The sequence below is a fragment of the Aureimonas pseudogalii genome (genome assembly GCF_014196835.1).
GTDB lineage: Bacteria > Pseudomonadota > Alphaproteobacteria > Rhizobiales > Rhizobiaceae > Aureimonas > Aureimonas pseudogalii.
Genome location: NZ_JACIEK010000005.1, coordinates 149,002 through 163,166 on the forward strand (window position 1 = coordinate 149,002; position 14,165 = coordinate 163,166).

General features: G+C 69.0%; 12 protein-coding genes. 1 reads left to right on the top strand and 11 read right to left on the bottom strand.

Going from position 1 to position 14,165, the window contains the following annotated elements:
• Positions 1-66 precede the first annotated feature (66 nt).
• The 5 genes from GGR04_RS11630 to GGR04_RS11650 all read right to left on the bottom strand — a co-directional run bounded on the left by GGR04_RS11630 (position 67) and on the right by GGR04_RS11650 (position 6,177).
• Entirely contained in the window at positions 67-1,461 is a 1,395-nt protein-coding gene (locus tag GGR04_RS11630; protein WP_183200061.1) for an MFS transporter, read from the bottom strand.
• Positions 1,462-2,011: 550 nt separating this feature from the next.
• Positions 2,012-2,431, bottom strand: coding sequence for a response regulator (locus GGR04_RS11635; RefSeq protein ID WP_183200062.1), 420 nt, complete (start codon positions 2,429-2,431; stop codon positions 2,012-2,014).
• 298 nt (positions 2,432-2,729) lie between these two features.
• Entirely contained in the window at positions 2,730-4,523 is a 1,794-nt protein-coding gene (locus GGR04_RS11640; RefSeq protein ID WP_183200063.1) for a glycoside hydrolase family 15 protein, read from the bottom strand.
• A gap of 135 nt (positions 4,524-4,658) precedes the next feature.
• Complete coding sequence (locus tag GGR04_RS11645) at positions 4,659-5,288, bottom strand: NAD-dependent epimerase/dehydratase family protein (RefSeq protein WP_183200064.1); 630 nt, start codon at positions 5,286-5,288, stop codon at positions 4,659-4,661.
• Between the two features lie 28 nt (positions 5,289-5,316).
• Entirely contained in the window at positions 5,317-6,177 is an 861-nt protein-coding gene (locus GGR04_RS11650; protein WP_183200153.1) for a transglutaminase-like domain-containing protein, read from the bottom strand.
• Positions 6,178-6,398: 221 nt separating this feature from the next.
• Here GGR04_RS11650 and gstA point away from each other — a divergent pair, with 221 nt between their 5' ends.
• Positions 6,399-7,007: a glutathione transferase GstA gene (gene gstA, locus GGR04_RS11655; RefSeq protein WP_183200065.1), complete on the top strand. Its 609-nt coding sequence runs from the start codon at positions 6,399-6,401 to the stop codon at positions 7,005-7,007.
• A gap of 31 nt (positions 7,008-7,038) precedes the next feature.
• Here gstA and dinB read toward each other — a convergent pair whose 3' ends face one another.
• The 6 genes from dinB to GGR04_RS11685 form a co-directional block, all read right to left on the bottom strand.
• Complete coding sequence (gene dinB / locus GGR04_RS11660) at positions 7,039-8,079, bottom strand: DNA polymerase IV (RefSeq protein WP_183200066.1); 1,041 nt, start codon at positions 8,077-8,079, stop codon at positions 7,039-7,041.
• Positions 8,080-8,230: 151 nt separating this feature from the next.
• Positions 8,231-9,748: a tripartite tricarboxylate transporter permease gene (locus tag GGR04_RS11665; protein WP_183200067.1), complete on the bottom strand. Its 1,518-nt coding sequence runs from the start codon at positions 9,746-9,748 to the stop codon at positions 8,231-8,233.
• Positions 9,749-9,760: 12 nt separating this feature from the next.
• Positions 9,761-10,315, bottom strand: coding sequence for a tripartite tricarboxylate transporter TctB family protein (locus GGR04_RS11670; protein ID WP_183200068.1), 555 nt, complete (start codon positions 10,313-10,315; stop codon positions 9,761-9,763).
• 111 nt (positions 10,316-10,426) lie between these two features.
• Entirely contained in the window at positions 10,427-11,422 is a 996-nt protein-coding gene (locus GGR04_RS11675; RefSeq protein WP_183200069.1) for a tripartite tricarboxylate transporter substrate binding protein, read from the bottom strand.
• Between the two features lie 65 nt (positions 11,423-11,487).
• On the bottom strand, positions 11,488-13,218 hold the full coding sequence (locus GGR04_RS11680; protein WP_183200070.1) for a dihydroxyacetone kinase family protein: 1,731 nt from the start codon (positions 13,216-13,218) through the stop codon (positions 11,488-11,490).
• Positions 13,215-14,162 carry a sugar phosphate isomerase/epimerase family protein gene (locus tag GGR04_RS11685; protein ID WP_183200071.1) on the bottom strand — a complete coding sequence of 316 codons (948 nt, stop codon included), beginning with the start codon at positions 14,160-14,162 and terminating at the stop codon, positions 13,215-13,217. Before GGR04_RS11685 ends, GGR04_RS11680 begins: the two co-directional genes overlap by 4 nt.
• Between the last annotated feature and the right edge of the window lie 3 nt (positions 14,163-14,165).

Below are 14,165 nucleotides of genomic sequence, written 5' to 3' on the forward strand. Positions count from 1 at the left end.
ACCGGGGTCGGAAATCTTCGCCGGCCACCGGTCGGATCGCGACCGCGCCGCCCGGCGGCTCCGAGTTCAGCCGTCGATGTCGGCGGCTTGCGGGGCTGCCACCGGCGCGGCGTCGGGGACGAAGCGGCGCATCGCGCTCGGCACGATGCCGGCGGCTGCCAGACACGTCGCGAGGACGAGGGCGGTCGGTACCGCATGGCTGGGAACGAGGCCGAAGATGACGGCGAGGAACGCCACGCCCAACGACTGGCCGACGAGCCGCGCCGTGGACTGGATGCCGCTGGCGCCGCCAGAACGCTCGCGCGGGGCGCTGGCGATCAGCACCTTGTTGTTGGGCGACTGGAACAGACCGAAGCCGAGGCCGGCCACCACGAGGCGCCAGACGAGATCGGCATCGCTCGGCGCGGCGGGAAGCCAGACGAGCGCGAAGAGGCCGGCGGCGAAAACCGCGAGGCCGAATGCGGCGAGGCGACCGGGCTCGAAGCGATCGGCCAGCCGCCCCGAGACGAAGGCGGCGAGTGCGGTGGCGATCGGCCACGGCGTCATCAGCAGCCCGGTCTCGGCGGCGCTGCGCCCCAGTGTGTCGTGGAGCAGGAAGGGCAGTGATACGAAGGCGATGCCTTGCGCGCTGAAGGAGCAGATCGAGGTGATCGCCGAGAGCGCGAAGACGGGCCGCGCCAGAAGATCGACCGGCAGGAGCGGCGCCGCGAGGCCGAGTTGGCTGCGCACGAAGACGATGCCGACGCCGAGCCCAAGCACGATCTGCCCGATCGCCAGCGCCGCACCCTCGGCATGGCCGAGCCCGTTGATGCCGGAGATGACGAGGCCGAACGTCGCTGCGCTGAGCAGCGCGCTGCGAACGTCGAACGGATGGGGCGAGCGCGGCGTGTGGGGCAGGGTGCGCGATCCCACGAGAAGCGCCAGGATCCCGATGGGAACGTTGATCAGGAACAGCGCCTGCCACGGCGCCACCGTCAGGATCAGCCCTGCGATGGATGGGCCGGCGGCCGAGGAGACGCCGACGATCATCGCGACGTTGCCGACCGCGCGTCCCAGCATGGCGCGCGGAAAGATGAACCGCACGAGCGCGATGTTGATGCTCATCACGCCGGCGGCGCCGAGCCCCTGCAAGGCGCGAGCGGCCACGAGCAGGGGCAGCGAACTCGACAGCGCGCAGAGAAGCGACGCGATCGTGAAGAGCGCGAGACCGCCGAGATAGACGCGGCGATAGCCGATGCGCTCGCCGAGCGAGGCCAGCGGCAGCAGCACCATGGTCACGGCGAGCTGGTAGGCGTTCACCACCCAGATCGCATCGACGGGCCGGATGCCGAGCTCGCGCGTGATCGGCGGCAGCGCGATGTTGGCGATGGCGCCGTCGAGGACCGCGACGAAGAGGGCGAGCGCGATCGTCGCGAAGGCGAGATTGCGCTGCCGCTGGGGAAGACCGTCTTGCGGATGCATGCGGAACGCCTGTGGGGGTCCGGCAGGACCGACCCATCCATCGAAGCCTCGGATGGGCCGCTGGTATCGCGATCACCGAGCCGTGACCAGTCCGCCGAGATGCCCGAACGGCATTTTCGTCAGCATCCCATGCTATTCCGGCGGGATTTCCGAAGCGTAAGACATCGTGCCGCAGCGAGCAGGGTGGTTTGTCCCGCACCCGCGAGAGAGCCTTAAAGGCTGGGATAGAACATTCCGAGCTGGGCCTGTGGCTGCGTCTCGCTCAACACCAGCTTGAACCGACCATCCGGGTCTTCCACCCAGCGAGCGATGTCCTCGGTCCGCAAGTCCAGTGAATATTCTTTAAAGCTTACTGGTCCCGGTGTCTTCGCATGTGCAACATCTCGCCAGCTGACAGTGAGCATCTTCCTGGACCTCGTCGGTTGATTGCTATGAAGATACATGAAGGATCTGACCAGAGCATGTCTCGATTGGGAAAATTTGTTGGTGTGTCGGCGAAGACACGTGACCGCCGGGAATGGCGCTGAGTTCGCGATAGGAGATCCAACGTCTATCCGGCGGCTTCGTCTTTGCCCGGTTCGTCGTTCGACCGTTCCTCCACCGGCAGAGCGCCAAGCGATTTCTGCACGGACTCGAGCACGAGGTCGGGCGTGAACGGCTTGTTGATGAACTGCGCTCCCGCCGGCAGGTCGTGAGGGCCCGGCCCGATTGCGCCGGACGCGACGATGACGCAGACATGCGGCCAGCCCTCGGCCACACGTCGCGCCAAGGCGAACCCATCGAGTTCGCCGGGCATCTGCACGTCCGTGAAGAGAAGCCGAAGGCTCATGTGCTGGTCGAGCAGCGCATAGGCCTCGTCGGCGTTGCGCGCTTCCACGACGTGGAACCCGGCCTCGCTCAGAATGTCGCCGGCATCCATGCGGATCAACGGTTCGTCGTCCACCACGAGGGCGATAGGTGGCTGTGACATCGGACCCTCGGTCGTTTCGATAGGGAAACAAGCCGAGGGGCACGGATCGGTTCCCGCGAACGCGATCGATCCACAGACGATCGGCCACCGCCTCCAATCCGGTGGCGTCCCGCCCGACCCCGGCACAGAGACCGCATGGTTGCGCTGCGGCATAGCTCCCATGCAAAATCGCGCATTCTCTCCTGCAGCGCAGCATGGCATGGTGGCTTTGCATCGTTTCCTCCCAGATCCATGCACAAACTGGCCCGCTCGGTCCTCCCCCGAGCGGGCTATTTTTTTGTCCGGCCGTCCGCTGCGATCAGGACGCGGCGCTCTCGCCGCGTTGTTCGCCCGGCCCCGTGGCCCGCGAGAGATTGAGCGCGGTGACGATCAGGCCGACATGGCTGAACGCCTGTGGGAAGTTGCCGAGCATCTCCTTCGCCTTCGGATCGTACTCCTCGGCCAGAAGCCCGACATCGTTCTGCAGCGCGCGCAGCCGTTCGAAGAGCCGCGCGGCATCCTCAATGCGGCCGAGCCGCACATAGGCGTCGGCCAGCCAGAAGGAGCAGGCGAGAAAGGCGCCTTCCTCGCCGTGGAGGCCGTCTTCGGTCTCGCCCGTATCGTAGCGCAGCACGAAGCCGTCGCGCAGCAGGCGACGCTCCACGGCGGCCACCGTGCCGACGACACGGGGATCATCGGGCGGCAGGAAGCCGGTGAGGGCCACGTGCAGCAGGCTCGCGTCCAGCGCCTTCGACCCGTAGGCCTGCACGAAGCTGCCGAGCTCGGGATCGAAGCCGCGGGCGCAGACGTCGGCATGGATCTCGTCGGCGACGCGGCGCCAGCGATCGGTGGTGGCCTGGTCCGCGGCGAGATTGGCCGCCCGGTCGAAGGCGACCCAGGCCATGATCTTGGAGTGCACGAAATGCTGGCGGCCGCCGCGCACCTCCCAGATGCCCTCGTCGGGCTCGCGCCAGTTGGCTTCGAGGAAGGGCATGACGGCGTCGGCAATGGCCGGCGAGCGGGGATGCGGCGCGAGCCCTCCGGTTTGGGCCTGCGCCAGCATGTCGGCCAGTTCGCCGTAGACGTCGATCTGGAACTGGTCGGCGGCGGCGTTGCCGACGCGGATGGGCTTCGAGCCTCGGAAGCCGTCCAGCCACGGCGCCTCCCATTCGAGGAGATGGCGCTCGCCCGCGACGCCGTACATGATCTGCATCTGCGCGGGATCGCCGGCCACCGCGCGCATCAGCCAGTCGCGCCAGGCATGGGCCTCCTCGTAATAGCCGAGATGCATGAAGGCGAGCAGCGTCAGCGTGGCGTCGCGCAGCCAGCAGTAGCGGTAGTCCCAGTTGCGCCCGCCGCCGATCTGCTCGGGCAGCGAGGTGGTGGCGGCCGCGACGATGCCGCCGGTGGGCCGATAGGTCAGCGCCTTCAGCGTGATGAGCGAACGCTTGACGTCGGCCGTGTAGCCGTCGACCTCCGGGCAGCGCCCGGCGAACTCGCGCCAGAACGCCTCGGTGTCGCGTAGGTCCGCCTCCGGATCGATCGGAGCGAGAAGTTCGAGATGCGAGGCCTGATGCGTCAGCGCGAAGGGCAGGCGCTGTCCCGCCTCCACGGTGAAGCGTCCGCGCGTGTGCATGTCCTGACCATGCACCTCGACGGGGGTGCGCAGGATCATCAGGTCGGGGCCGGCGACGGCCGTCAGCGTCTGCGCGTCGATGCGGTTCACCCAGGGCATGGTGCGCCCGTAGTCGAAGCGCATCGCGAGGTCGAAGTCGAACTCGACGCGACCCTCCACCCCTTCGACGATGCGGATGATGTTGGGCCGCCCGTCGCGCGGCGGCATGAAGTCGATCAGGCGCGCGACGCCGCTCTCGGTGCGGAACAGCGTTTCGAGGATCAGCGTGTCCTCGCGGTAGGCGCGCTCGCTCCGCGTGGTCTCGTCGCTCGGCGCCAGACGCCAGCGACCGTTCTCCGGCGTGCCCAGCAGCGCGGCGAAGAGGGCGGGCGAATCGAAGCGCGGGAAGCACAGCCAGTCGATCGAGCCGTCGCGGCCGACGAGCGCCGCCGTCTCGCAGTCGCCGATCAGCGCGTAGTCTTCGATCCGGGGATGCATGGCGAACTCCTGGGCGGGCGGGAAGCGGCTGGTGCTTGGAACGCCCGGCCGAATAGCGGTTTCGGCAGGGGAGAGAGGCCAGCCGTCGCCGACGTCAAGCGGCGGACGAATGTCGGCCGAAGCGGGGGGCGTCGGTCAGGCCAGATCGCGCGAGCCCACGATGTGAACGCCCGGCCGTCCCGTCAGCGCCGCTTCGACGAGCGTCTCGGCAATGCGCGGCGCCGGATGGAGCCGAAGCCGGCGCGGCAGGATCGGAGACAGCCAGCCGCTCGCCGATTGGGCCAGTCGTTCGGCGGGTCGGCTCTCAATGCGCTCGCCGCCGATCAGGCCGGGGCGCACGAAGGTGAGCGAGGGAAATCCGAGGGCTGCGAGGTCTTCCTCCAGTTCACCCTTCACGCGAAGATAGAAGAAGCGCGACGCGGCGTCGGCGCCGGCGGAGGACGTCAGCGCAATCCGCCGTGCGCCGCACTCGCGCGCCCATCCGGCCAGAGCGAGCGGAAGATCGTGGTCGACGCGGCGGAACTCCGGCTTCGATCCGGCGCGCGCGAGCGTCGTGCCGAAGGCGAGGATCACGGCATCGAGCGGCCGCTCGCCCGCCGTCTCCGGCCATCGCACGAGATCGACGAGCGGCGCGTCGAGCTTGGCATGGAGCGGGAGCGACCGCCGCACGGGCGCGAGGACTTCGCTGACGCGCTCGTCGGCGAGCAGGCGTTCCAGCACGTGGCCGCCCACCAGCCCGGTGGCTCCGAGGAGCAGGATCTTCATCTCGACCGCTCCCGTTCGACGCCCGGCTTCAACTGGCGCCGGCGTCCGGCGCAGGTTCCTCAGTGGAGATGGCGTCGGCGGTGCGTCCGGGAAGCTCGGGCGAGCCGTCGGCGTGCTCGATCGTGATCTTCACCGGGCCGGGCTCCATCTCGCCGAAGGGCGAGGAGAACGCGATCTCGGCGGCGTCGCGCCCGACGCCGATACGCACGAGCCCGTCGAGATTGGCCTGCCGCGTGCCGTCGAAGAGCCACCAGCGCCCGTCCAGATACGCCTCGAACACGGCGTGGAAGTCGCGCGGCTCCAGCCCGTAGGCGTAGCAGGAGACGAAGCGGGCGGGGATGTTCAGCGCCCGGCAGAAGGCGATGCCGAGATGGGCAAAGTCGCGGCAGACGCCGGCGCGCAGGATCAGGCTTTCGTCGGCCGTGGTCTGCTCGTCCGACGAGCCGCGGCGATAGTCGAGATTGTCGTAGAGCCAGTTGCAGATGGCGGTGACGCGGCCATGACCCTTCGGCAGGTGGCCGAACTCCTTCTGGGCGAAGGCGGCAAGGCGATCCGACGAGACGAAGCGCGACGGCAGGAGAAAGGGCATGATGTCGAGGGGCAGTGCGGCGAGCGGCGTTTCGTCGATGCCGGCCGGGTCGGCGCGGAAGACGTCGAGCGTCACCTCCGCCTCGTAATGGACGTTGAGCGGGCCGGGCTGCGCCTCGATGGCGAAATAGCGGTTCTGCACGGAGGGCACCGTGTAGACGCGGCGCGCGGCGTCGGGTGTGATCGTCAGGCGCTCCACCAGATCGTGGTGGCGCTGGAGCTTCGCCACTTCGAGGTTGAAAATGAAGACGGTGGTCGACTTGATCTCATAGGACAGATCGCAGCCCAGCTTGTATCGCACCGTCATCGCTCGTCCCTCGCTCAAAGCCTCGATCCCCTCGGGTTCGCTCCGGCACGAGGGAAGATGGACTTCGCAACCGCGAAGCGAAGATGGCGCAAGCAGATTTATGCCGGGTATCGAAGACCCCCTTCGCCGGAAGACGGTGCGTCGCGCTTGAGCGGGCGCTTGGGGCATGCCAAGCCCGTGCCATCCGCATCGATGCCAGAAGGACACGAGATCCCATGAAGCTCTTCTACAAGCCCGGCGCCTGCTCGCTCGCCCCCCACATCGTCGCCTGCGAGGCGGGCGTCGCGCTCGATCTCGTCTCCGTCGATCTCGCCGCGAAGACGCTTCCGGACGGCGAGGACTATTTCGCCGTCAACCCGAACGGTTACGTGCCGGCGCTCGACATCGGCGACGGACCGGTGCTCACCGAGGCCTCCGTCGTTGTGCAGTATCTCGCCGACCGGAACCCCTCGTCCGGCCTGATGCCGCCGGCCGGCGACCCGGCGCGCTACCGGGTGCAGCAGTGGCTCGCCTTCATTTCCACCGAACTTCACAAGTCCTTCAGCCCGCTGTTCAAGCCGGGCACGCCGGAGGAGACGAAGACGGCCTCGCGTGCGCTTCTCGACAAGCGCCTCGGCTTTGTCGATGCCGCCCTTGCGGATCGCACCTACCTTACGGGCGAAACCTTCACGGCGGCCGACGCCTACGCCTTCACGGTGCTGCGCTGGGCCGCGCCCATGAAGATCGACCTGTCGGGCTTTCCTGCGGTGATGCGCTTCATGGCGGCAGCCGGAGCGCGTCCGGGCGTGCGGCAAGCGCTCACTGAAGAAGGCATCGCCGCCTGATTGGCCTGGGGGCCGGCGCGTCCGGCCCCCGTCACAGCGGCAGCGCGAACTGGACGGGCGCGGTCTCTCCTGGTTCCGCGAAGGACGAGATGGTGACGCCGAGAAGCCGGATGCCCTTGGGCGCCGGCAGCAGCGCCTGGAGCAGCTCGAGCACCGGGCGCTCCAGCGCCTCGCGTGAGGCGACCGGCGCCGCATTGGAGCGGGCGCGGGTGATCTGCTGGAAGTCGGCGAACTTGACCTTCAGCGTCACGGTTCGCCCGGCCAGGCCATGCGTCTCGCAATGGCGCCAGACCTTGTCGATCAGCGGCGCGAGCGCGGCCTCGAGATCCTCGCGCTGGCGCAGATCCGACGAGAAGGTCGATTCCGACCCGACCGACTTGCGCTCGCGATTGGCCCGAACCGGGCGATGGTCGATACCCCGCGCGATGCCGTGGTAGTACGGGCCGGACTTGCCGAAATGCGCGGTCAGGAACTCGATCGTCTGGGCCCGCAGGTCCGCCCCCGTGTGGAGCCCCAGCCGATGCATGCGCTCGGCGGTGGCGGGGCCGACGCCGTGGAACTTCTTCACCGGCAGGGTTTCGACGAAGCCGGGCCCCATCGCCGGGGTGATGACGAAGAGCCCGTCCGGCTTCATCTGGTCCGACGCGATCTTGGCGAGAAACTTGTTGTAGGAGACCCCGGCCGACGCGGTGAGGCCGGTGCGCCGGCGGATCTCGGCGCGGATCGCCTCGGCGATGGCGGTGGCGGAACCGATCCCCCGGATGTTCTCGGTCACGTCGAGATAGGCCTCGTCGAGCGACAGCGGTTCGATGATCGCGGTGTGCTCGGCGAAGACGGCGCGGATCTCGGCAGAGATCGCCTTGTAGACCTCGAAGCGGGGCTTGACGAAGACGAGGTCGGGGCAGCGCCGGCGCGCGGTGATCGAGGGCATGGCGGAATGGACGCCGAAGCGGCGCGCCTCGTAGCTCGCCGCCGCCACGACGCCGCGCTCGCGCGAGCCGCCGACCGCGACGGGCAGGCCGCGCAGCGAGGGGTCGTCGCGCTGCTCCACCGAGGCGTAGAAGGCGTCCATGTCGACATGGATGATCTTGCGCCGCGGGGGATCGTCAGTGCGCGAATCGCCCGATGATCTCGTTTCGTTCCTCACGTCTTCTCATAGCAAACGAGGGCGCCCCCTTGCCAGAGGCGCCCCCGTAATCGCGACGGTCGGTGTGCTTAAGGGCTTAGCGGGCGCCGGTCTCGCTCGTCGCCGCCGGCCGCAGCCGGGCGACCGCAGCCGAGACGAGCGGCCAGACGAGGAGGAGGATGGCGAGGCCCATCAGCGTTCCCACCAGCGGGTTCGACCAGAAGATCGAGAGCGAGCCGCCGGAATAGAGCATGGACTGGCGGAACGCGTCCTCGGCCTTGTCGCCGAGCACCATGGCGAGCACCAGCGGGGCGATCGGATAGTCCAGCCGCTTGAAGACGTAGCCGACGATGCCGAAGGCGACGGCGAGCCATACGTCGAAGGCCGCGTTCGCCACCGTGTAGGCGCCGATGAGGCAGACCACGATGATGATCGGGCCGATGATGCCGAAGGGAATGCGCAGGATCGACGCGAAGAGCGGCACGGTGGCGAGCACCAGCACCACGGCGATGACGTTGGAGAGGTACATCGAGGCGATGAGGCCCCAGACGAAGTCGGGCTGTTCGACGAAGAGGAGGGGGCCGGGCTGCAGGCCCCAGATCATCAGGCCGCCCATCATCACCGCCGCCGTCGCCGAGCCGGGCACGCCGAGCGCCAGCATCGGCAAGAGCGCCGAGGTGCCGGCGGAGTGGTCGGCGACCTCGGGCGCGACGACGCCTTCCGGCTCGCCCTTGCCGAAGTTCCGTCCGTAGCGGCCGAAGCGCCGGCCGATGCCGTAGCTCATGAAGGAGGCCGCGGTCGGGCCGCCGGGCGTGATGCCCATCCAGACGCCGATCGCCGCCGAGCGCAGGAAGGTCGCCCAATAGTGCGGCAGGCGGGCGAGCGCCTTGAAGATCTCGCGGATCTCGATCTTCGAGGAGACGCCCTTGAACTTCAACTCCTCCTGCACCGTCAGGAGCAACTCGCCGATACCGAAGAGGCCGATGACGGCGACGAGGAAGGAGACGCCGCGCAGGAGGTCTGTGAAGCCGAAGGTGAGGCGCAACTCGCCCGACACCGTGTCCATGCCGACGGTGGCGAAGGCGAGGCCCGCCAGCAGCGAGACGCCGGCCTTCATCGGATCGCCGCCGCCGAGCCCGATGAAGGAGCAGAAAGCGAGGAGGTAGATCGCGAAGAACTCCGGCGAGGAGAAGCGCAGCGCGAACTCGGCGATCCAGCCGGCGAGCAACGTGATGACGATGACGCCGGTGAGTGCGCCGATGCCGGCCGAGAAGAAGGCGGTGGCGAGGGCCTCCGTGGCGCGGCCTTGCTTGGCCATCGGATAGCCGTCGAAGGTCGTTGCGACGGAGGAGGGCTCGCCGGGAATGTTGAAGAGGATCGAGGTCGTGGAGCCGCCGAACAGCGCGCCCCAGTACATCGAGGACAGGAGGATGATCGCCGAGACCGGGTCCATCGTGAAGGTCAGCGGCAGGAGCAGCGTCACGCCGTTGGGCGCGCCGAGCCCCGGCAGCACGCCGACGAGGATGCCGAGCAGCACGCCGGCGACGATCAGCGCCACGTGGTAGAAGGAGAGCGCGACCGAGAAGCCGTGCAGGAGATTGGCGAAATCGGCCATGTCAGCGGATCCTCAATGGATGCCGAGAAGCGGCATCACGACGCCCTTGGCGAGCGGCACCTGGAACCAGAATTCGAAGAGCACGAAGAAGGCGCCCATCGTGCAGAGCGCGATCAGGAGCGCCTTGGCGACCCCGACCTTGCCGAGCGTCATCATCGAGAAGACGAGGAAGAGCGCGCCCGAGAGGTAGAGTCCGAGCCAGGGAATGAGCGCGGCCGAGACGGCGGTGGGGATGAACACCGAGGCGATGCGCCCGAGCGAGCCCGGTTCGAAGAAGCGCTCGTCGAAATTCGTCGCCGGGTGCAGCGCCGCCGGGCCGGCGATCTCGGTATCGGCGATGACTGCGGCGTTCGAGGCAGCGGCGCGTCGTCCGGTAAGCCCGTATTTCAGCGCGATGGCGAGGCCGAGCGCCACGAGGATCAGCCCGATGCGGAAGGGGAAGTAGCCGGCGGCCGGGCCGAAATCGGTCCAGCCCGTGCCATTCTCCAGGCTGCCATAGGCGGTGATGCCGCCGAGCGCGGCGAGCGCCACGCCGGTGGCGACTTCGACATGACGACGCGTCAGCATCGGCGGACTCCCTCGGGATATGGAGACGGGAAGCGTCGGCTTGGCCACAGCGGGCTTGTCGCCGACGCCCGGTCCGCTCCGCTTCGGCGAACCGGGCGCGTTGCCGGTCGCTTACTTCGCGAGCCAGCCGTCGGCGGCGAACTGCGCCTTGGACTTCTCGAGATCGGCGGCGATGAAGCTCTTGAACTCGTCACCCGTCATGAAGCGCGCCGTCTGCGACGTCGTCTTCAGATAGTTCTGGAAGTCCGGCGTCTCCGACGCCTTCTGCAGAAGGTCGGTGTAGTAGGCGACCGCCTGCGGATCGGCGTCCTTCGGCGCGAAGACGGTGCGCGGCATCTGGAAGCTCTCCAGCGCCAGGCCCTGTTCCTTGCAGGTCGGGATGTCGTTCCACGACATCGTTTCCGTCACCTTCTCCTTGTAGGCCATGCGCTGGGGCGCGACCACGCAGAGCGGCTTGGCCTGTCCGGCACGCCACTGGCCGACGTTCTCGGCGGGGTTGTTGGTATTGGCGTCGATGTGGTTGCCGGCGAGTTGCACCGCCGCTTCCGAGCCCGACTTGAAGGGGATGTAGACGAACTTCGCGCCGGTCGCGTTCTCGATCTGGCGCAGCAGGGTCTGGTCGACGTCCTTCGACTGCGAGCCGCCGAACTTGAGCTTGCCGGGGTTCTCCTTGCCGGCCGCCGCGAGATCCATGATCGTCTGGTATGGGGCGTCGGCCTGCACCCAGACGATGAACTCGTCCAGTGCCAGCGCGGCGACGGGCGTCAGGTCCTCGGCCTGGAAGCCGAGCTTGGTGACGAGCGGCAGGGTCCACTCGTTCGAGGTGCCGAAGATCAGCTTGTGGTCGTCGCCGGTCGCGCCCTTGCCATAGATGAAGGCCTCGGCGCCCGAGCCGCCGCCCTTGTTGGCGACGACGACGTTCTCTTCGGTGAGGTTGGCCTTGGCGATCGCCGCCTGGATCTGGCGGGCGAACTGGTCGGTGCCGCCGCCCGCGCCGCCGGCCGCGATGAACTCGATGGGCTTGGACGGCGCCCACTGCGCCTGCGCCGACGTGGCGAGGGTCGCGGCGGCGATGGCGACGAGGCTGGCTGCGATGCGGGTCTTCATGGTGTCATCCTCCCAGATGGATCGAGGGGTTCGGGGGTGCCGGACGGCGCCCTCCGGTGGTGGAGTCAGGCAGGTTGCGGGCTCGCGCGAGCCTCGGAGAGGCAGGCCGCGACGGTGCGGGCGACAAGCGCCAGCGACACGGCGCCGGCGTCGGGATGGCCGAGGCTCTTGGCTGCGAGCGGCCGAGCCCGGCCGAGACGCGGCGTAAGCGCCGCGGTGGCGTCGGCCGCGGCCGCGGCGGCGTCCGTGGCGGCGGCCCAGCTTTCGCGCAGCGAGGTGCCCGCCTCGACCTGCGAGCCGAGCGTCTCGACGAAGGGCAGCAGCGCATCGACCAGCGTCTTGTCGCCGAGCTTGGCGCGGCCCAGCGTGGTGACGGCTTCCGCCGCCGCCTTGGCCCCGGCCGCGACGCGCGCGGCATCCGACGTGCCGGCGTCGCCGAGCTCGCCGCCCCAGGCCCGCAGGAGCAGGCCCCAGATCGCGCCCGAGGTTCCCCCGGCCGTGTCGGCCCAGGCATCGCCCGCCGCAGCCATGAGCGAGCCGGCGCCTGCGCCGGCCGCCAGCGCCTCGCGCGCGGCCGTGGCTGCGGCCTGCGATCCGCGACGCATGCCCTGGCCGTGGTCGCCGTCGCCGGCAATGGCGTCGATGCGTCCGAGCTCGACCTCGGCGTCCTTCAGCGCGGCGGCGATCGCCTCGATCGCGCTCAGAGCCACCGCGGCGGAGGCCTTCGACGCCCTGTCGGCAGGCGGATAGGTGCGCGTCTCGTCGGCCAGCACGATGGGCGGCGCGGCTTCGCGCGGGGCCATCGTGCCGCGCCGGAAGGTGGCGGTGTCGGCGGGTGCGCGCCAGAGCGGCTCCAGCTCGTCGTCGAGCCAGGTCAAGGTCAGGGAGCAGCCGGCCATGTCGAGGCTGGTGACGAACTCGCCGACCTCCGGCTCCACCAGCGTCAGCCCGGCGCCGCGCAGGCGCTCGGCGACATGGGTCCAGAGGACGAAGAGTTCCTCGTATTTGGTGGCGCCGAGCCCGTTGAGGATCGCGGCGACGCGGCCATTGGCGCCCGCCGGCCGCTCGGCGAGGAGCGGCGTCACCAGAAGGTCGGCGAGCTTCGAGGCGGGCATCATAGCCTCGTCTCGAATGCCGGGCTCGCCGTGGATGCCGAGACCGAGGGCGACCGTGCCGGGCGCGACCGTGAAGAGCGGCCCGTCGGCGCCGGGCAGGCGGCAACCGGCAAAGGCGATGCCGAAGGACTGGGTGCGGGCGTTGGCGAGCTGTGCCAGGCGCTCCACCGCGTCGAGGTCGTGTCCGGCCTCGGCGGCCGCCCCGGCGATCTTGAACACCGGCACGTCGCCTGCGACGCCCCGGCGCAGCGTCGGGGTCTCGGCCGGGGCGCTCGCCACGTCGTCGGTGACGGCGAGGATGCGCACGTCGATGCCCTCGGCGCGAAGTCGCGTCGCCGCCGCGCCGAAGTTCAGCACGTCGCCGGCATAGTTGCCGAAGCCAAGCACGATGCCACCGCCGCGGTTCGCCAGCCGGCAGATGCGTGCGACGCCTTGCGTGGACGGCGAGGCGAAGACGTCGCCGGCCACCGCCGCGTCGGCGAAGCCGGGACCGACATAGCCGAGGAAAGCCGGATAATGGCCGGAGCCGCCGCCGATCACGACCGCCACCTTGCCCTCGTCGCTGGCGCTCGCACGCACCGCGCCGGAGGGAACATGACGCACGAGGCGGGCATGTACGTCGCAGAAGCCCTGGAGGGCGGTAGCGGCGAAGCGTTCGGGTTCATCGAAGATTGCGGTCATGCGTGCGTCTCCGGGCGCGGCAGGATGCGACGCAGATAGTCGCGGTTGGTGGCGCTGACGCTCAATCCGTCGCCGCCGTAATGTTCGACGAGGAGGGCGGAACGGAAGCCGTGGGCAAGCGCCATGCGCAGCGCCGTGCGGTAGTTGATGAGACCGAATTCGAGCGGGGCGGGCGCGGTCATCACCGCGCCGGTCGTCTCGTCCTCGATGCGGGTGTAGTTCTTCACGTGCCAGTAGCCGGCGAAGGGCGCGACCTTCTCCATCATCGTCTGCCAGTGCTCCACTGGGCGATGCAGGCGAATGAGATTGCCGAGATCGGCGTTGATCTTCACGTTCGGCAGATCGACGTCGGTGACGAGGCGCACGGCGCCGTCGGCGGTGCCGATCAGCGTGTCCTCGTACATCTCCAGCGAGATCTCGAGCCCGAGATCGGCGGCATGCCGGCCGAGGTCGCGCACCCGCTCGACGGCGAGGTTCCACGTTCCGGCGTCGTCAGGGTTGCGCTCGCCCTGCACCGTCCAGAACCACAGCGCCTTTTTCTGCGCCTCGTTCAGCGGGCCAAAGAAGCCGAAGGAGACGGCCTTCGCGCCGATCCCTGCGGCGGTGTCGAGCAGGCGATGGCCGTAGGCGAGATGCGCCTCGCCGTGCGCGGGATCGACGAGGTTCTTGCGCGCGGTGGAGACGGCGGGAATCGTCAGGCCGTGGTCGGCGACGACGCCCAGGAACTCGTTCAGCCGCGAGGGTTCGAGATCGGCGATGCGCAGCCAGCCGTCGGTCGGATCGAGCTCGGTGAAGCCGGCGTCGGACACGTCGGCGAGGGTCGCGGACCATTCCTCGGCGGATTGGTCCTGCGTCGAGCGGCCGTCGGGCAGGGTGCCGGGATACTGGATCATCGCCGCGGCAATGGGCCAGTTCGTCCGGTCGAGTTTCGTGTCGGATGTCATGCG